This window comes from Pedobacter agri (genome assembly GCF_032678665.1).
Classification (GTDB): domain Bacteria; phylum Bacteroidota; class Bacteroidia; order Sphingobacteriales; family Sphingobacteriaceae; genus Pedobacter; species Pedobacter agri_A.
Genome location: NZ_JAVTSH010000010.1, coordinates 1 through 19,490 on the forward strand (window position 1 = coordinate 1; position 19,490 = coordinate 19,490).

Consider the following 19,490-nt stretch of genomic DNA (forward strand, 5'->3'; position numbering starts at 1 on the left):
ACTAATTTCTCACATTAAACATACAACGCAGATTTAAATTTTAAATTTTTAAAACGTAACGATATATGTACCAAATTTATGCAAAACTGTGCTAAGTAGCAAAATATCAGAAATAAAAAAAATCGCTAATTAATTAATAATTAGCGATTTAGTTGTCATAACTTGTCGCAGTTATGCTTGAATTGTCCTAACTATTTACCGATACAAAACTTCGTGAATATGTTTTCCAGCAAATCATCGGTAGTCACCGTTCCGGTAATTTCGCCGAGGTAATGAAGGGCCTGTTTAATATCCATCGCCAGAAAATCAGAAGTTACTGGATTGTCTACATTATCTAACACCCTTTGCAGAGCATTTTCAGTTTGTTTCAGTGCTTCCACGTGGCGAATATTGGTAACCAGAGTCTCACTGGTATTAATGTGGTGCAGATTAACCTGTTCGAGCAAAGTATCCTTCAATGCATCGATACCCAATTTTTCTTTAGCAGAAATGAATACCACATTCAGGTTTTCAAAAGCCTTACGTTGTTCAGATGAGATCAAATCTGCCTTGTTAACCAAAATCAGATAAGGAATTTGCAATTGGGCCAATCCCCTCACCTGCTCTTCTATTTCGGCAATGCTTTGAGCCGCATCCGCCATATAAATAATCAGTTTAGCCTGCTTCATTTTTTCCAGAGTACGTTCCACACCCAGGGCTTCAATAATATCTGCCGTATCGCGGATACCCGCCGTATCAATAAAACGAAAAACAATGCCGCCTATCGTCAATTCATCTTCAATCGTATCACGGGTAGTGCCGGCAATATCTGAAACAATTGCCCTTTCTTCGTTTAATAAAGCATTCAGCAATGTCGACTTACCAACATTTGGTTTGCCGGCAATCACAATCGGAACACCATTTTTAATCACGTTACCCATCTCAAAAGAAGAGATGAGGCGACGCAAAACATGATTAATTTTATTCACCAGATTGGTCAGTTGTTCGCGGTTGGCAAACTCCACATCTTCTTCCGCAAAATCAAGTTCAAGTTCGATCATGGAAGCAAAATGGATCAGCTGTTCCCGTAAAGCCTTCAGCTCATTGGCAAAACCACCACGCATCTGCTGCATGGCCACATCATGTGAAGCTTTAGAGTTGGACGCGATGAGGTCGGCCACCGCTTCTGCCTGACTTAAATCAAAAGCACCATTCAAAAATGCCCGCAGGGTAAATTCTCCAGGCTTTGCAGCCCTGGCACCCTTGCTGATCAACAGATTGATAATCTGCTGAATGATGTAGTTTGATCCGTGGCAGGAAATCTCCACTACGTTTTCTTTGGTATACGATTTTGGCGCAACAAATAATCCAGCCACCACCTCATCAACAATCTGATTTCCATCTTTTACCAGGCCGAAATGCAAGGTATGCGAGGCCTGTTTCTCTAAATCCTTTCCTGCAAAAACACTGTTGGTGAGTGAAATGGCATCCGGACCAGAGAGGCGGATCACGCCGATGGCACCTGAACCAGAGGGGGTTGACAAAGCAATAATGGTATCTTGATTGTTCATGTTTATGTTTCGAACCGCAAAAATAAAGCTATTTCAGTGGTATATCGTGAACATAAGGTAATTTTTTATCACCTTATGGTTTTTCACAAGTGGGCTTCAAGAGAGAAAACGTAATTGTCATGATGGCATGACTTAAAAGCGAAAGGCTCTATTAACCCAAAATATATAATAAATTGAAGCATCAAGCGCTTAAGATTTCCGTTTGCACGGGGGTCACAACTGATGGGCCACATAAAATAAAGTAACCCCCCCCGCCCCTCCTTGAAAATAAGGAGGGGAGTTTTCCCCCATCGTTTTATAATCTGGTGAAAAAGATCTCTCCATTGCGGTCGAGATGACGGTACGAAAAACAAATGACCAACTTCCATAGGCACAATGCAACACGGCATAGGAGATGATTGAAGGGAAAGCAGTTGAAACTGGTGCAAAATTCCGCGAATTATATTCACGCAATCCTCCCCCGCCTCCCGAAGGATCGGGACAGGCTCCCCCAAAGGGGGATAGCGATCGCCTTAAATCGCTATATGAAAAACATTACCTGACGACATCGGTTGATTGGACACCTCTCGTAAACGAAAAGATTGCCACAGCCCATGAAAAATAGGCTTCGCAATGACGTAGGGGTTTACAGAAAAACTATATGTTCTAAATGCCTATATGGTTCAAAACCTGAAAATGGTTTTACATCTTAAACGGTAAGATTGCCACAGCCCCATGAAAAATAGGCTTCGCAATGACATAAGGGATTACAGAAAAACTATATATTCTAAATGCCTATATGTTTAAAAATTAAATACTTACGGCGCAAAAGAGTAGATTGCCAAAGTCAGCTGAAAAGCTTCCTTCGCAATGACGGTAAAAAAGATCTCCACTGCGGTCGAGATGACGTTACGAAAAACAAATGACCAACTTCCATAGGCACAATGCAACACGGCATAGGTTTTTCTTGCTCCATGCTACACGGCATAGGAGATGATGGAAGGGAAAGCAGTTGAAACTTGTGCCCAAACGCTCATTATTCAGTAACTAAAACAGCGGCAAGTCGGATTTTCCATCCGACCTAGTCCGCTGTTGCCAATAAAGTTTCGACGAGCTTAACCAACATCAGATCCTCCTGTCCCGAGTCTTCGGGAAGCCTTGATCTTTTGCTACTTTTCCATCAAGGGAAAAGTAGGAGGCCGCCGCCGATGAGGCACATAAAAATCTAGTTAAGAGGTTAACTCAATCAACCAACCCCACCCCTCCTTGAAAATAAGGAGGGGAGTTTCCCCCTCCCACTTCCAGAACCTGGTTAAAAAGATCTCTCCGCTACGGTTGAGATGACGGTATGAAAAATAAATAATCACCCGTCATATCAGCAAACCCGATTAATTCCAACCTCCACCCAGTGCATGATAAATATTCACCACGGCATTCAGTTGTTGCTTTTTGGTTTCAATCAGTTCAAGTTTCGATTGCAAAGCATCACGTTGTGTCATTAAAACTTCGAAATAATCTGCCCGGGCTGCCCGGAATAAATCATTTGAAATATCAATCGACTGCGTTAAAGCGGCCACCTGTTTTGATTTTAGATCATAACTTTTTTGCAAATTACTGATGTTCGACAACTGGTTTGCTACATCGATATAACCATTCAAAATACTGCGTTCATAATTGTAAACCGCCTGCAACTGTTTGGCATTTGCTGCTGCATACGAAGCCTTAATCGCATTCCTGTTAATCAGTGGACCGGCTAAGTCTGCAGCCAGTGAATACATGATCGACTCAGGTGTCCTCAACAGATAAGATGGATTGAAAGCCTGATAACCAATGCTCGCTGAAATCCCTAAAGAGGGATAAAACTGTGCTTTGGCTACCTTCACATCCAGTTTCGAAGCTGCTAAATCAAGCTCCGCCTGTTTTATATCGGGGCGATTGGCCAACAATTGCGAGGGCAGGCCGGCCTGAACCGTTGGCGGAACCAGGTTATTAAAGGCATTACGATCGCGGATGATTGGCTGAGGGAATCGACCCAGTAAAAAATTGATCTTATTCTCCGTTTCCGTGATGTTTTGTTGAATATCAAACTCCAGACTTTTAGAGCTTAAAACCTCCGCTTCGAATTTACGAACTGCTAATTCTGTAACCCGGGTGGCCTGTTTCTGAATTTTCATCAGCTCCAGTGCATTGCTTTGTAACGCGATGTTCTGCTTTACAATCTCCAGCTGGTTATCCTGCGCCAGCAGTTCATAATAAGAATTGGCAATTTCTGAAATCAGATTGGTAACCACGAAGTTTTTACCTTCAACGGTGGAAAGATAACGGGTAACCGCCGCTTGTTTGGCGTTGCGAAGTTTATGCCAGATATCAGCTTCCCAGTTCGCCTGTAAACCAAAAGCATAATCCGGCAGCACATCCGGAACGCCTTTTCCCGGAGTAATCTCGGTCGATGCATCACCCGCTCCTGCACTGGTATAACGACCAACTTTTTCCACGCCTGCACCAATACGATATCCAACAGTAGGTAAAAGTTCTCCCTTCCTGGCCTTGATTTCATTTTTCGCAAGCTCAATTTCCTGCAAAGTGATGTTTAATTCCTGGTTGTTTTTTAATGCTGTATCAATCAGGCTGATCAGATGCGGATCGGTAAAAAAGTTACGCCATTGCACAGCTCCGGTACTGGTGGTGTCTGCAGCCTGACCAAAACTTGCAGGAACATTTTTATTTTCATTTCGTTGGGCAAATTCAGGCACTTTACAGGCACTGTATACAGCGCACAGCGCCGCCAAACCAACAATTTTATATCGATTAAACTTAAACATTGTCTTCTACTTCTTCAGTTAATGGATGTTCTTCTTCTATTTTGATGAGTTTGTGCTTGGCAGCGATGGTACCAAAAATGTAATACAATCCGGGGATGATCACCACACCGAATATGGTTCCGAAAAGCATACCGCCCGCGGCAGCCGAACCAATGGTTCTGTTGCCGATTTTTCCTGGTCCGGAGGCAATCATCAATGGAATAAGGCCGGCAATAAAGGCAAAAGAGGTCATTAAAATCGGACGGAAACGCACCATCGCACCTTCCATCGCTGCTTTTACAATACTCAAACCCTGGCTATGCCGCTGCGCCGCAAACTCCACAATCAGCACCGCATTCTTACCCAGCAAACCAATCAGCATCACCATCGCCACCTGTGCATAAATGTTGTTTTCCAAACCCAGAATCTTTAAGAACAGAAATGCGCCGAAAATACCTGCAGGCAGCGAAAGAATTACCGAAAGTGGTAAAATGAAACTTTCATACTGTGCGGCCAGCACCAGGTAAACAAAGCCCAAACAGATCAGGAAAATATAAATGGCACCATTCCCTCTGGATACCTGATCTTTAGAAATACCTGCCCAGTCAATTCCAAATCCCCTTGGTAATGTTTTCGCAGCAACCTCGGTAATGGCATTAATGGCCTCTCCCGAACTGTAACCCGGCGCACTTTGTCCGCTGATTTCTGAAGCATTGTACATGTTATGCCTTGTAATTTCTGATAAGCCATAAACCCGTTGCATTTTAATAAAAGCCGAGAAAGGCACCATTTCACCACGGTCATTTTTAACCGATAGTTTTAAAATATCCTCCGGCAACGCCCGGTATTGCGGCAAAGCCTGAACAATTACTTTGTACTGGCGGTCGTATTTGATAAAACTGGTTTCATAATTACTACCCACAAAGGTTGATAAAGTATTCATCGCGTTATCAATGCTCACGCCCTTTTGCTGTGCGATATCATTATCTACATTAAGCATGTACTGAGGAAAACTTGCACTGTAAAAAGTAAACACCGATGAAAGCTCCTTGCGCTGGTTAAGTGCTTTTACGAAATCATTCCCCACGGTTTCCATTTTTTTGTAATCGCCACTTCCCGCTTTATCCAGTAAGCGAAGTTCGAAACCACCTGCCGCACCATAACCCGGAACCGCTGGTGGCTGGAAAAACTCGATGGTTGCCCCCGGAATGTTTTTTGATTTCTCTTCCAGTTCTTCGATAATCTCGGCAGCCGAATGTTTACGTTCGCTCCAGTCTTTTAGGTTAATTAAACAGGTACCTGAATTAGATCCTGTACCCTCCGTCAGGATTTCATAACCGGCCAGTGAGGAAACAGATTTCACGCCATCAATGTCTTCACACATTTTTTGCAGTTTCTCTGCAATCTGATCGGTACGCTCTAAAGTAGATCCCGGAGGGGTTTGGATAATGGCGTAAACCATACCCTGATCTTCATTTGGAATAAAACCTGAAGGAACACTGCTGCTCAATCCCCAAACACCCAAACAGAAGGCAATCAGAATACCAAAAGTGAATAGCCTTCTGGTAACCACACGGGTTAATATCCATTCATATTTCCCTGAAAGCTTGGCAAACCCATTGTTAAAGCGATCAAGAAACCAGTCGATAACCGATTTTTTATGATTTGAACCGTGATGGTTTTTAAGCATAATGGCGCACAAGGCTGGTGTAAGCGTTAAGGCGACAATACCTGAAAGGATGATTGCCGTAGCCATTGTAATGGAAAACTGGCGATAGAAAATCCCTACCGGTCCCGACATAAAGGCCACTGGTATAAATACCGAAGCCATTAAAAAGGTAATCGCAATAATGGCCCCGCCAATTTCTTTCATGGCCTGTTGCGTGGCTTTTAGAACAGATAATCGTCTGTCGAGTTCCATTTTAGCATGCACCGCCTCAATCACCACAATCGCATCATCCACCACCACACCAATCGCCAGAACGAGGGCAAATAAGGTAATTAGGTTCAGCGTAATCCCGAAGAACTGCATAAATACAAACGTACCAATCAGTGAAACCGGAACAGCAATGGCTGGAATAAGCGTTGAGCGCCAATCACCAAGAAACAGGAATACCACTAAACCCACCAGGATAAATGCTTCAACAAGGGTATGGATAACCTTTTCTATCGATGCATCAAGGAATTTTGAAACATCATAACTGATTTCATAATCCAGCCCTTTTGGAAAAGAAGTAGATTTAATTTCAGCCATTTTAGCCTTAACATCTTTAATAACCTGACTGGCATTACTGCCGTAAGATTGTTTCAGTACAATTGCTGCCGAAGCTTTTCCGTTTAAGGTGGAGTATAAATTGTATGCCGCAGCACTAAAATCAACATCGGCCACGTCTTTTAAACGAAGTAGTTCGCCCGCAGCATTGGCACGAAGAACGATGTTGCCGTATTGTTCTTTGGTATTGTAACGACCAGAATATTTCAATACATATTCAAAAGCCTGCGATCTTTTACCCGAACTTTCGCCCGTTTTACCTGGAGAAGCTTCTAAACTTTGCTCATCCAGTGCTTTCATCACTTCATCAACTGAAATTTTGTAAGCCTGCATGCGGTCAGGTTTTAACCAGATGCGCATCGCATAATCTCGGTCGCCCAGGATATCTGCAAAACCAACCCCATCTACCCTTTTCAACTCTGATAACAGATTGATATCAGCATAGTTGTACAGGAAGTTCTGGTTCATTTTCGGATCCTTGCTATACAAATTAATGTACATTAGCATGCTCGATTCTTCACGGGTAATTTTAACGCCCTCACGAACCACAAGTGGTGGAAGTTTGTTGGTTACTGCCGCTACCCTGTTCTGAACATTCAGCGATGCCTGATTGGGATCGGTACCCAAATTAAATACCACCTGAATGGAAGCTTCACCATCGTTACCAGCATCCGAAGCGATGTATTTCATGCCCGGTACGCCGTTTAGTGCCCGCTCTAGCGGAATTACGACCGATTTAATTAATAACTCATTGTTTGCGCCCGGGTACTCAGCCGTGATGTTCACCTTAGGCGGCGAAATGGAAGGAAATTGTGTAACCGGAAGAAAGTTGATGGCTAAAACCCCGAGAAAAACAATTATAAGCGATATCACTATAGAAAGGACGGGCCTTTGTATAAACTTGCTAAACATAATATAAATATGAAGGTGCTGGGATTATTCTGTTTTCAGTCTCAATTGTTTCATTACTTCTTTGGGCTGTTGAAATTTGAAAGCGATTTTGTCATCATCTTTAACTTTCTGTACGCCTTCAAGTAATATTTTGTCGCCGGTAGTGAGGCCATCGCCTACGATATATAAATCCGGCAGGTCGCCAACAATGGTAATGGCCCTGGAATGTACCTTATTGTTTTTATCAATTACAAAAACATAAGTTTTATCCTGAATATCGTATGTGGCTTTCTGTGGAATAACCATCGCATTTTTCAGTGGAACAACCATTTGAATTTTACCGGTTTCACCGTTGCGAAGCAGGTTATCGGCATTGTTAAACCTCGCCCTGAAAGCAATGTTTCCGGTTTCATTGTCGAACTCACTTTCAATCACTTCTACCTTACCTTTGGTTTTTAGCAATTCATTGTTCGCCAGAAGCAAACCCACTTCCTGTTGTCCTTTGGCTTTTGCAGCGCTTTGATAGTTTAAATATTCCGGCTCTGAAACATTGAAGTAAGCAAAAACCTGACTATTATCAGAAAGGCTGGTCAGCAATGCACCATCATCAACCAAACTACCCAACTTTAAAGGAATACGGTCGATGGTGCCTGCAAATGGCGCCCTGATTTCGGTATTTGAAAGATGGAATTTAGCCAGCGAAGTTTCGGCGTTTGACGATTGCAATTTCGCTTTCGCCAGCGCCAGTTCGTTTTTTGATACGATATTTTTATCCGAAAGTAATTTGGTATTCTCTAACTCAATCTCAGCCGATTTTTTTTCCGCCTGTGCTTTCAGTAACTCTGATTGTGCAGCTTTAGGCATAATCTTAAACAACAACTGGCCTGCCTTCACTTGCTGACCTTCATCAACATAAATATTTTGCAGATAACCTTTCTCTTGTGCCCTCACCTCGATGTTCCGAACCGATTTAATCTGTGAAACATATTCTTTGGTAAAGGAAGTATCCATCATTAAGGGAGCAGTTGCGGCATAGGTAGCCACTTCTTCTTTTTCTTCTTTTTCCTGATTACACCCGCTTGCTAAGAGCAACGCAAACAGGCCAAAATACACGATAGTCGTTTTCATCGTTTTACTGGGATTTTTTATCTGATTGATTTATATTTTCAGAATTTAAGGCAGAACGGATATTCAATTGTATATTTCCGATCGAACGGCATCTGCCGCCTTTTAATTCTTATGCGAAATAACCATCGAATTATGAAGTTATAATGAAGTTGGCTTTTGGGATTGATGCGAACAAGATAAACCGCTTTAGTGACCGAAATTTTCAGCGTATTACCTAATAAGTAAAAAATTAGAGGAAAATAAAAACAGGGCAAAAGATTCTTAAATCTCTTGCCCTGTTGAAGGGTCAGTTGCGGTGCAAAACGTAAATCCTTTTGTCGACGATTTGATTAAAGCTGTGATGATAAAGTAGTTTAAAACTTATAACCATAACCTAGCCTAAAAACCTGTGTTTCTAAATAATCTATACTGCTATAGCTAAAACCGTTGCCTATAATATTTCTTTTTGTTTTGAGTGTACCCAAGATATCCGTTCCATTCAAAAAGAATTCACCTTTTCCTTTTTGAATCTGTTTTTTAACACCTAAATCCACTGAAAACCTTGAGCCAATTGTTCCCTGTGGAATAATATCTTTAGCCAGATAAACGCCCGAAAGCTGGATCTGTGTCTGTCCTTTAAGCTTGAACATATTATTGAGCTTAAAATTCCCAGATGTAGTACTTTCTTCAGGCATATTATAGATCGTTGGCACAGGATATCTATTGGTTATCGTGAACGCATTGATTTGATTACGATAGATTGCTGCACTTGTATTAAATGCATACCAAGGAGCAAGTTCCTGTTGAAAAACAACCTCGCCTCCTGTTTGGTAGCTCCTTCCAGCATTCTGGAAAATGTTATACAAAATGGTGTTGCCTGGAACCTGCGTTGCAATTCGAGTAATTGTTGCATTGATCATTTTGTGATAAAGTGAAAAATAGATATTTCCCTTTTTCCAGTTTAACCGGTAGCCTAGTTCTACAGTATTGGTAAACTGTGGGCGCAGGGTCGGGTTACCAACTTTTAACAATTCTGGTTCATCATATTTTGGAAAAATACGGATATCAACTTCATTTGGTCTATCCACCCTTCTGTTGTAGAATATGGAAAGTTTGTTGTTATTGTCAATTTTATAGGCTAGCCTAAGATTTGGAAACGGACGAGCGTAATCGTAGCCGTCACTCTGATAGGTATTGTGGTTTGGATTTACATCATACTGTACCTTAACATATTCAAACCTTAACCCGGCTTCCATTTCGAAATGATTGGTTTCCAGCACATAATTCGCATAAGCCGCAGGAATAGTTTCCTTATAATCTGCCCATCCGCCAGCATTTACATCAATTGGCGAATTTAGTCCAGGGAAAAATTGCATATCTGTTGGTATGGTTCTCCTTCTGAACTTTAAGCCCATTTCAATTCTTCCTTGCTTTAGTGGTTTGATGTAATCTAAATTAAAATCTGCTACATGTTCATCTGATAGCAAAGCAAAAGAATCTTCGCCAGTAAAAGTAGGCATAATGTTGGTGAAGAAATATTTTTCATCTTCCCTATGCCAGGTATAATTAAAGCCCATATTCAGTAAATGACCAGGTTGAGCAAATTTATGCTGGTAGTTGGCTGAGCCAGTAACTGTATACTTAACTTCGTCTTCTAAAAACTGCCACAATCTTAATCTTTGAGAAAAATTTCCGTTGAAATAGGGAATATCACCACGGTCTATTATTTTTTCCCGATTAAAATAGCCAGAAAAAGTGAAGGAATTCTGCTCATCTGGATTCCAGTCAACACCTGATTTTACGGTAGTGTAATCTGTTGTTCTGTTTCTTTTTACTTGTTGATTGATTATTGTTCCGTCGTTGTAAGTTCTGGTTGCAAACTCATTCCTATTTAAAGTTTGCGTGTACAAGTAATCGCCCTGCAAAAATGTGTTTAATTTATTTTTTCTGTAATTTAATGAAAGCGAAGGATTGATTTTTGGCGTTGCCTGAAATTGTGGCCGGATGGATGGTAGATTTTCTCTTCGTTCCCAAAGTGAACCAAGACCAGTAGTTAGTCCAATTTTTCCGTTAAATCCTTCTTGTTTGTTCTTTTTATAAATGATGTTGATGATCCCGGCATTTCCATTCGCATCATATTTTGAAGATGGATTATTAATGATTTCAATCTTTTCAATTGCAGACGCTGGAATATTATCCAAGCCAGTTTGGCTATCAAAACCTGTCATCGCATTCTGCTTCCCATCTACCAAAACTGCAACCTTATCATTTCCCCGAAGCTGGATCTTACCATCCTGCAAGGTTACCCCTGGTAAATTTTGCATAGCCTGTAAAACAGAACCACCAGACTGCGCCACATTATTACCAAGCGTAAATATCTTCTTATCCATCTTATTAGATAAACCATCTGCACTTCCCGATCCAACTACTGTAATTGCACTTAATGTCTGCAAATCTTCTAAAAGAATAATTTCCCCCAAATCTAAAAATGCATTCAGTGTACCTATCGTAACCTCTTTACTTTTTTTCTGATAACCTACAATACTAAATTCCAGGATATAACTCCCAGATGAAAGATCTACTAGCTTGAAACGACCCAACGAATCGCTAATTGTACCTGTTACAAACTTCTGATCTGTTTTCTGTTTAACTGTGATATTTACATATTCGATGGAAGACTTTGTTTTTGAATCTTTCACAAGTCCGGAAAGGGTAACTTTCGCTTGCTTTGCATTGGCACATAACACCACAAACAACAGTAGAAAAACAAAAACTACTTCTTTCCTGATAAAAAGCATTGCTTTTAAATTAAAAATAAGAGATAGAGAATAATAGCGCATTAGAAATTAAATATGTAAGCTGATTCTGTAATTTTCTACATAATTAAAAAGCAAATCTGTTGAAAATTAGAAGTTGAATTGTTATGCGTAAAATTTTATAAAATACTATCGGCATTTTTTCGCGGCATCAACTGCATTTTTTTTACAAAAATTGAGATTAAGGGAGCTGATGGAAATTTGGCAACAGCTATCAGAACAGTTGCCATACTTTTTATTGGGTGTTATACCAGCCAATGCCGAAATGTTGAAAGAACCTTTTGAAATTTAGACGCTAGCAGGTACAACGCGTATTGCAGCAGAAACAATTTTTAATATCTTATCAGTACTAATTTCCTACAGAATTAAATCGTTATTTTACATTGATGAAGGTATTGGTTATAGAAGATGAACAAGCTTTAAGGGAAAGTATCGTTTCCTATTTGAAAGAAGAAGGCAACTTGTGTGAAGTAGCTACAGACTATTGGAACGGAATTGAGAAAATCAAGCTCTATAGCTACGATTGTATCCTACTCGATCTTACCCTTCCGGGAGGAGATGGATTAAAAATTCTTTCGGAGGTGAAAAAGATGAACAAAACTGAAGGCGTATTGATCATTTCAGCACGTCAGGCGCTAGATGATAAACTTAATGGGCTTGAAATGGGCGCCGACGATTATCTGGTTAAACCTTTCCATCTTTCAGAACTAAAAGCCAGAATAATGGCTATTGTAAGAAGAAAAAACTTTAGCGGAAGTAACCTCCTATCATTCAATGAAATCAGTATTGATCTTTTGGCAATGGAAGTTAAAATTAATGAAAATGCAATCGTTTTTACCAAAAAGGAATACGACCTGCTCATCTACTTTATTTCCAATCAAGGAAAAGTTATTAGCAAAAATGCCATTGCTGAACATTTGTGGGGCGATGAAATTGATATGTTGGATGATTTTGATTTCATTTATACCCACATCAAAAACCTGAGGAAAAAATTGGTAGAAGCCGGGGCTAAAGATTACATCAAATCAATGTATGGTGTAGGTTACAAACTGGAGCGCATATGAAATTAGCGCAGCGATACAATAGGGCAAACCTGATTACTTCCTTTATCATATTGACTATTACTGGGGTAATTTATTACGTTGCTATCCATTTCATTCTAACCAGAAACCTTGATAAAGACCTGGTTATTGAGGAAAAAGAAATTGAGTCTTACGTTAAAAATTATGGCAGACTTCCAGATCCAGGAGATTTTCTCCACCAAAAAGTAACCTATCGTTTGCTAGAACGGGATAAAAAAATTGAACGTGACTTTATCTTTGACAACTTTTATGATGAAACTGAAAAGGAAAATGAGCCAGGAAGAAGCCTGGTAACAAATGTAGTCGTCAACGAAGAGAACTATCAGGTCGTTATCAGTAAGTCAAGGGTAGAATCAGAAGATCTGGTACAGTTGATTTTTTTAATTACCATTACCGTAACCGTCTTGCTACTGATCACGCTGCTATTAATTAACCGGTTTGTTTTACGTCGTATATGGAGGCCATTTTATGCTACGCTAAATATGATGAAAGCATTCAATTTGACACAAAAGGAAGAGATCGATGCGTTACCAACCAATATAGATGAATTTAATGAACTTAATGAATCGGCTGTTGCTATGGCCTCTCGGGTTCGTCAGGATTATAAAGAACTCAAAAGCTTTACGGATAATGCCTCTCACGAAATGATGACACCACTCGCAATTGTAAACTCTAAGCTTGATTCGCTGCTGCAAACCGGTACTTTTTCAGACTCACAGGGAGAAATCTTGAAAGATATCTATTATGCCAATGGCAGGTTGATCAAACTTAACCAATCTTTACTCCTGCTTGCAAAAATCGAAAACAACCTGATACCAGAAATCCAGCAAATTGACATATCAAAGCTACTGGCAGATAAAATTGCACTCTTTAATGAGTTGTTAGAAATGGAAGGTTTAACTTTAACCTCAAACTTAGAATATTGTTCAGTTAACATGAGTAGCTATCTGGCAGATATTCTATTGAACAACCTTCTAGCCAACTCCATACGTCATAATATTCCGGGTGGAGAAATTGTTGTTTCCTTAGCGAACAATCAGCTTCAAATTAGCAATACCGGAGAAACTGGTCAGTTGGAGCAGCGTCTTTTCGAGAGGTTCTCCAAATCTGCAGCATCAGAAGGAACAGGGCTTGGTCTTGCCATCAGCAAACAGATCTGTACACTATATGGATATTCGATCAGCTATGTCTATGTTGGCAACCATCACCAGTTTTTAATTAAATTTTAAATAATGCGCTCTTTAAATCATCACTACAGAATTGCTACATAATCTACTGCTAGTTTTATAGTAAAATCTATAAACCATGAAGAAAATAAGTTATGTAATTGCATTGTTGATAATTGTTACAACAGCTATCAAAGCCCAAAAACTCAATACCAATAAAGTCCCCTTTGCTGTTAAATCGGCTTTTTCAAAAACACATCCCAAACTTTCGAAAGTAAGCTGGAGTAAGGAAAATGAAAATTTTGAAGCTGAATTTATTTTAAATGAGAAAAAAACGAGTGAAGCTTACACTTCAAATGGGGACTTTGTCGAGTCGGAAGTAGAAATCAAATTTGCAGCGCTTCCCTCGGTAGTTAAAAAGAAGCTAAAAGATCAAAAAGTTGCTGAAACAGCAAAAATTACAAAGGCGAATGGTAAAGTAATTTATGAGGCCGAAGTAAAGGGCAAGGACCTCTTATTTGATGCGATTGGAAATCCGGTAAAATTTTAGCCGTTCATGAGGTTGAAAAACAAAGTAACAGGTAGCCTGCTTCTAGTAATAATGGCAGCAACTTGTTTTGCGCAGCAACAGGATACCATTTCGACAGTTAGGCTAAACCCCAATGTCGCAAGAAATACTTCAGAAGAAATCAAGCCAGAGAAATTTAAGGTAGTACATTTTATTGCTCCTGCAGTTCTTATCGGGTATGGTTTTGCTAGCATTTATGATCAGGGTGCCTTAAAAGCGCTCGATCTCAGCACAAAGGCTGAGCTTCGCGAAGATTACCCAAGATTTGCCTACCACTTGGATGACTATGCACAATTTGCACCTGCACTTGCAGTTTACGGATTGAATCTTGCAGGCATTAAAGGCAAACATAACATGTTTGACGCATCAATGATTTATATTACTTCAGCAACGATCATGGGAATTTCAACCCATCTGGTTAAAAAGGGAATCGGCAGAATACGCCCCGACGGTTCAGGATATAATTCGTTTCCATCCGGACATACCGCGTCGGCTTTCGCTGCCGCAGAATTTCTCTACCAGGAGTTCAAATACAAGTCTCCATGGATCGGCTATGCTGGGTATTTTGTAGCTGCAGCAACCGGAACATTGAGAATGTACAACAATAAACACTGGTTTAGTGATGTAGTTGCTGGTGCTGGATTTGGAATTGCGGCTACAAAACTCGGTTACCTCCTCTATCCAAACATAAAAAGATTACTTAGTGTACCTGGGCATCATCAAAACATTAGTTTTAGCCCTATCTATGAGAACCACCACTTAGGTTATAAATTCAGCTACAGACTTTAATTGTTCTGTCCGATCATCATTTTTAGCTGATTGGCAAGATCCTGTGCTATCATCACCACATTTCCGGTATGATAGGCGGTATTAAAACTGAGCTCTTCCGCAACAAGAGCATTTACAAACTTGATCGAAAGCCTAACAATGAATTTCAGGCCTATGGAATAATGCTGTGTAAATGGATGCAAGCAAAATCTGCAGCAATGTTGAAGCAATAGAAAATTCAGATTCTCTTCAGAATTCAAACATAACTTTGGCCTTTGGCCAAAAAAGGTAAACAATAAAATGAACAGCTTAAAAAAACGAAAAACACTTTTTCAATACAGATTTGGGCCGATACTTTTAGCCGTAATCCTACTATGTAGCATTTCATTGCTTACCCGCATCTCACTGCTTATCTATTCTGCCAGTTTTTTTGATTGGTCAATCCTTAATCTTTTAAAAGTTTTTTTAATTGGCTTCCTGTATGACCTATCTGTCGCTTCTTATGTAATTTTGCCGTTGTTGATCTACCTGTGGTTTTTCCCCTCGAAATGGTATGGTAAAAAACTGAATAAGCTCATCCTAATAGTGTATTTATTTGTGGTGGCGTTTACACTTATCTTCAATTCGATTTCAGAATGGATTTTTTGGGAAGAATTTTCTGTGCGATATAATTTTATTGCTGTTGACTACCTGGTTTATACCACTGAAGTCATTGGAAATATCAGACAATCATACCCCATAAATACTTTAGTTACAATTCTTGTTATGGTTTCTGCATTAGTTACCTATTTACTAAGGGCGAAAATATGGGAATCTGCGGGCGTTCCTATGCACTTTGCTACACGCTCTAAATATTTTTTATTAATGCTTATGGCTCCCATTGCCTCCTATTTCCTGGTTAACCATAGCTGGAAAAATCACAGTGGTAACCAATACGTGAATGAGCTCTCTGGAAATGGAATGTACGACTTCGGCTTTGCGTTTTGGCACAACCAGTTAGATTACAATACCTTTTATAAAACAATTCCTCTTGAAGAATCATTATCGATTGTTAGAAAAAACCTTGGGTTTATACCTTGTAATGAAAAAGACTGTAACACAATTAGAAATATCCATAGTGATTCAGCAGAGAAAAGAATGAACGTTATCATGATTAGCGTAGAAAGTTTGAGTGCGGACTTCTTGAGCTGTTATGGGAATACTCAAAACATTACACCTAATCTGGATTCACTTGCGAAACAAGGTCTATTATTCACAAATCTTTATGCTTCTGGAACGAGAACTGTTCGTGGCCTGGAAGCCTTATCACTTTGTATACCTCCTACACCAGGGCAGTCTATTGTCAAACGGCAAGACAATAAAAACTTATTTACATTAGGTAGTGTATTCCGATCAAAAGGTTACAACAGCAGATTTATTTATGGCGGATATGGTTACTTTGATAATATGAATGAATTTTTCTCACAGAACGGATATGAAGTAACAGACCGGAATGCCTTGAGCGAAAAGGAAATTCATTACGAAAATACTTGGGGCGTGGCAGATGAAGATCTATTTACGCTCTCACTTAAACAATTTGATAAAGATTACAAAAAGGGAAAGCCATTTTTTGCACAGATCATGACTGTTTCTAACCATCGACCTTATACCTATCCAGAGAGAAGAATCGATATTCCTTCTCATACGGGTAGAGAAGGAGCCGTAAAATATACAGATTATGCCATTGGTAAATTTATTAGAGAGGCAAAACTCAAACCTTGGTTCAGGAACACACTTTTTGTAATTGTTGCAGATCATTGTGCATCAAGTGCCGGAAAGGTTGAGCTACCGGTTAACAAATACCACATCCCAATGATTATCTATGCTCCGGAACATGTGAAACCTGGAAAATTCGAAAAGCTTGTTGCACAGATTGATATTGGTCCATCAATACTTGGATTGCTGAATTTTAGTTACCAAAGTAAATTCTTTGGTCAGGATGTTTTTAGAATGAAAGATGAACAGCAAAGAGCATTTATTAGCACTTACCAAAGCTTAGGATACATCAAAAACAACAAACTAGTGATCTTAGATCCGAATAAAAAGTTGAGCACATTTATTCCGAATTTTAAAACAGGAAGCTCAAAATCAATTCTTTCAGAAAACTGGTTAACAAATGAAGCCATTGCTAATTACCAATTAGCCTCATACCTCTATTCAAATGGTGGATATCAAATGAATTCAAAATAATGCTCATTTCAGGTATAACTTTGCTTTTGTTACGTTACGACTTATTAGATAAACAATAAAACTTTTAAAGCCATAACTATATCTCCTTAATTGTTAATGCTCCATCATGAAATTTTAGTTCATTAAATGACGTCGGGCAAAAAAACAGGTCAGTAAAACATAACTAAATGATTACTAGCAGAAAGCACAATAAAAATCCTGCTAAGACCCGAAAGCCCATTAATTCGACATTTAAATGTTCTTTGAAGTAAATTTCCAAAAAAGCGACAGGGTCCATGCATAAGGGGATAAAATAGTCGGTATTGAAAATTTTGGTAGATAGGGATTTAGCAGCTTTTATTTCACTTTCAGCACTACTTTCCCTTTAGCACGTCCACTTTCAACATAAGCCAACGCTTCATTGGCTTGGTCAAATGAAAATACTTTGTCTACGATCGGTTTGATAGTACCAGCCTCTACAAGCGCAGTGATTTTACTTAATTGCTCACCCTCTGCCTTCATAAATAAGAAAGTATAATCAACATTTTGTTTTTTTGCTTTTTTGCGGATACCGCTGCTAATAAGTTTAAGGATTATTTTTACAAACCATGGCACGCCTGCTTCTTTTGCAAATTCTGGTGTTGGCGGACCAGAAATGGAAACTGCCTTTCCTCCAGGTTTTAGAATGCGGATTGATTTTTCAAGCGTTTTCGTATTCTGACTATTCAAAACAATATCATAGTCTTTTAGTATATCTGCGAAATCCTGTGTTTTATAATCAATAAGTACATCTGCACCAAGTGTTTTAAGTAGAGGAAAGCTTTTCTCACTGGCCGTCGTGGCAACTGTAGCAGCCAGGTGTTTGGCCAATTGAATAGCAATTGTTCCCACACCACCAGAGCCTGCCTGAATGAAAACCTTTTGTCCTTTTTTAAGGTTTGCTTTTTCAACCAGCGCCTGCCAAGCGGTCAGGGCTACCAATGGAATTGACGCCGCCTCCTCCATCGTTAGTTTTTTGGGCTTAAGGGCAACCTCCTTTTCGTTGATGGCAATAAATTCTGCAAATGTACCAATGTGAAAATCAGCAGGCCGCGAATAAACCTCATCGCCAAGATTGAATTTTTTTACATTTTTACCAACCTTGGTAACCACACCCGCAACATCGTGTCCTAATACCAGAGGAAGTTTATAAGGTAAAATCAGTTTAAACTCCCCTGATTTTATTTTAGCGTCCAACAGGTTTAAACCTGATGCATGAACCTCAATCAATACCTCGTTATCTTTAACCTGCGGAACAGGGAAATCGTTAAGGTGTAATGTCTCTGTTTTTCCGTATTTATTAATGGTATAAGCTTTCATTCTGATGGTTATGATTTTAACGCTGCTGCTGATTTTTTTGGATTGATCAATTCAAATGTCAATTTAGGGAAAAGTCGGTTCAATACGTAGATCAACTTCGTATCGCCAACACGAATGGTATATTGGTCTTTCTCCAACCCCTTTATCAGTTCCTTCACCAATTTTTCGGGACTTATTTTCTTATCATCGCGGTCTGCAACCATTTCCGTATCTACCAGCGGAGGCATCAATTCGAAAACCTTTACATTGCTGTTCAAAATTTGCAGATGCCCTCTTAACGATTTGGTGTAGAAAGCCAATGCAGACTTTGATGCCGAATAAGTAGCTTCTATCATTGATGGCACAATGCTCAAGATGGAAGTGGTGTTGATGATGGCCGATTCTTTTCTTGATTTAAGCATTTCCATAAAAATATTGTTCAGCCGGATAATTCCAAAGTAATTGACCTCCATTTCATAAACGGCTCCGTTGACATGCCGGTCGTTTGCTATCCCTAAATTGGTAGGCGGAATGCCAACACCTGCATTGTTGTACAGTATATCAATCCCGCCAATTTCTTTAACTTTGTCGAAAAGCAACAGGGCATCTTCCTCATTACCTGCATCACTTTGTATGGCAATTAAACCTGGATACAACTGCTTTGCAGTATTTAACTTATCCTGATTTCTGCCCGTGATGATCACCTTTGCCCCAATTTCCAAAAATTGTCTTGCCGCTTCCAGTCCTATACCCGAACCACCGCCTGTGATGAGTATTGTTTTTCCTTTTAAATCCATTTTGCTATGAATTATTTTTAGCTATTTAAATATCGCTGCACCTATTGTAACAGTTATACAACTGATGCATAATGTATTTCCAGTTGTTTCCATTGCTTCTATAATTTAATTATTTAAATTTGCTTGCGTTTTGCAAGTTCAAATATA

General features: G+C 39.5%; 12 protein-coding genes. 5 read left to right on the forward strand and 7 right to left on the reverse strand.

Annotated elements, in window-relative coordinates; genetic code table 11:
* Positions 1-191: 191 nt before the first annotated feature.
* The 5 genes from mnmE to R2Q70_RS18835 form a co-directional block, all read right to left on the reverse strand.
* A complete protein-coding gene (gene mnmE / locus R2Q70_RS18815) occupies positions 192-1,550 on the reverse strand; it encodes a tRNA uridine-5-carboxymethylaminomethyl(34) synthesis GTPase MnmE (RefSeq protein WP_316809091.1) in 1,359 nt (452 codons plus the stop codon).
* A 1,367-nt stretch (positions 1,551-2,917) separates the two neighbouring features.
* Positions 2,918-4,351, reverse strand: coding sequence for a TolC family protein (locus R2Q70_RS18820; RefSeq protein ID WP_316809092.1), 1,434 nt, complete (start codon positions 4,349-4,351; stop codon positions 2,918-2,920).
* Positions 4,344-7,514 (reverse strand): efflux RND transporter permease subunit, encoded by a 3,171-nt coding sequence (locus tag R2Q70_RS18825; RefSeq protein ID WP_316809093.1) that lies wholly within the window; start codon positions 7,512-7,514, stop codon positions 4,344-4,346. Before R2Q70_RS18825 ends, R2Q70_RS18820 begins: the two co-directional genes overlap by 8 nt.
* A 24-nt stretch (positions 7,515-7,538) precedes the next feature.
* Positions 7,539-8,621, reverse strand: a complete 1,083-nt coding sequence (locus R2Q70_RS18830) for an efflux RND transporter periplasmic adaptor subunit (protein WP_316809094.1) — start codon at positions 8,619-8,621, stop codon at positions 7,539-7,541.
* Between the two features lie 353 nt (positions 8,622-8,974).
* On the reverse strand, positions 8,975-11,398 hold the full coding sequence (locus R2Q70_RS18835; RefSeq protein WP_316809095.1) for a TonB-dependent receptor domain-containing protein: 2,424 nt from the start codon (positions 11,396-11,398) through the stop codon (positions 8,975-8,977).
* Between the two features lie 404 nt (positions 11,399-11,802).
* Here R2Q70_RS18835 and R2Q70_RS18840 point away from each other — a divergent pair, with 404 nt between their 5' ends.
* The 5 genes from R2Q70_RS18840 to R2Q70_RS18860 all read left to right on the forward strand — a co-directional run bounded on the left by R2Q70_RS18840 (position 11,803) and on the right by R2Q70_RS18860 (position 17,229).
* Positions 11,803-12,480 (forward strand): response regulator transcription factor, encoded by a 678-nt coding sequence (locus R2Q70_RS18840; RefSeq protein ID WP_316809096.1) that lies wholly within the window; start codon positions 11,803-11,805, stop codon positions 12,478-12,480.
* Positions 12,477-13,727 carry a sensor histidine kinase gene (locus tag R2Q70_RS18845; RefSeq protein ID WP_316809097.1) on the forward strand — a complete coding sequence of 417 codons (1,251 nt, stop codon included), beginning with the start codon at positions 12,477-12,479 and terminating at the stop codon, positions 13,725-13,727. The genes R2Q70_RS18840 and R2Q70_RS18845 overlap by 4 nt, the downstream gene beginning before the upstream one ends.
* 76 nt (positions 13,728-13,803) lie before the next feature.
* The gene (locus R2Q70_RS18850; protein WP_316809098.1) at positions 13,804-14,214 is read left to right on the forward strand and encodes a hypothetical protein; all 411 of its coding nucleotides are present in this window, start codon (positions 13,804-13,806) and stop codon (positions 14,212-14,214) included.
* 51 nt (positions 14,215-14,265) lie between these two features.
* Complete coding sequence (locus tag R2Q70_RS18855) at positions 14,266-15,021, forward strand: phosphatase PAP2 family protein (protein WP_316809099.1); 756 nt, start codon at positions 14,266-14,268, stop codon at positions 15,019-15,021.
* 279 nt (positions 15,022-15,300) lie between these two features.
* Positions 15,301-17,229 carry an LTA synthase family protein gene (locus tag R2Q70_RS18860; RefSeq protein WP_316809100.1) on the forward strand — a complete coding sequence of 643 codons (1,929 nt, stop codon included), beginning with the start codon at positions 15,301-15,303 and terminating at the stop codon, positions 17,227-17,229.
* A 336-nt stretch (positions 17,230-17,565) separates the two neighbouring features.
* Here the strand turns inward: R2Q70_RS18860 and R2Q70_RS18865 are convergent, their stop codons facing one another.
* A complete protein-coding gene (locus tag R2Q70_RS18865; RefSeq protein ID WP_316809101.1) occupies positions 17,566-18,567 on the reverse strand; it encodes an NADP-dependent oxidoreductase in 1,002 nt (333 codons plus the stop codon).
* Positions 18,568-18,575: 8 nt separating this feature from the next.
* Complete coding sequence (locus R2Q70_RS18870; protein WP_316809102.1) at positions 18,576-19,343, reverse strand: SDR family oxidoreductase; 768 nt, start codon at positions 19,341-19,343, stop codon at positions 18,576-18,578.
* Between the last annotated feature and the right edge of the window lie 147 nt (positions 19,344-19,490).

Bases quoted from the DNA above. Each gene is read 5' to 3' on its own strand.
- mnmE (WP_316809091.1), bottom strand. From the start codon at position 1,550: ATGAACAATCAAGATACCATTATTGCTTTGTCAACCCCCTCTGGTTCA.
- R2Q70_RS18820 (WP_316809092.1), bottom strand. From the start codon at position 4,351: ATGTTTAAGTTTAATCGATATAAAATTGTTGGTTTGGCGGCGCTGTGC.
- R2Q70_RS18825 (WP_316809093.1), bottom strand. From the start codon at position 7,514: ATGTTTAGCAAGTTTATACAAAGGCCCGTCCTTTCTATAGTGATATCG.
- R2Q70_RS18830 (WP_316809094.1), bottom strand. From the start codon at position 8,621: ATGAAAACGACTATCGTGTATTTTGGCCTGTTTGCGTTGCTCTTAGCA.
- R2Q70_RS18835 (WP_316809095.1), bottom strand. From the start codon at position 11,398: ATGCTTTTTATCAGGAAAGAAGTAGTTTTTGTTTTTCTACTGTTGTTT.
- R2Q70_RS18840 (WP_316809096.1), top strand. From the start codon at position 11,803: ATGAAGGTATTGGTTATAGAAGATGAACAAGCTTTAAGGGAAAGTATC.
- R2Q70_RS18845 (WP_316809097.1), top strand. From the start codon at position 12,477: ATGAAATTAGCGCAGCGATACAATAGGGCAAACCTGATTACTTCCTTT.
- R2Q70_RS18850 (WP_316809098.1), top strand. From the start codon at position 13,804: ATGAAGAAAATAAGTTATGTAATTGCATTGTTGATAATTGTTACAACA.
- R2Q70_RS18855 (WP_316809099.1), top strand. From the start codon at position 14,266: ATGGCAGCAACTTGTTTTGCGCAGCAACAGGATACCATTTCGACAGTT.
- R2Q70_RS18860 (WP_316809100.1), top strand. From the start codon at position 15,301: ATGAACAGCTTAAAAAAACGAAAAACACTTTTTCAATACAGATTTGGG.
- R2Q70_RS18865 (WP_316809101.1), bottom strand. From the start codon at position 18,567: ATGAAAGCTTATACCATTAATAAATACGGAAAAACAGAGACATTACAC.
- R2Q70_RS18870 (WP_316809102.1), bottom strand. From the start codon at position 19,343: ATGGATTTAAAAGGAAAAACAATACTCATCACAGGCGGTGGTTCGGGT.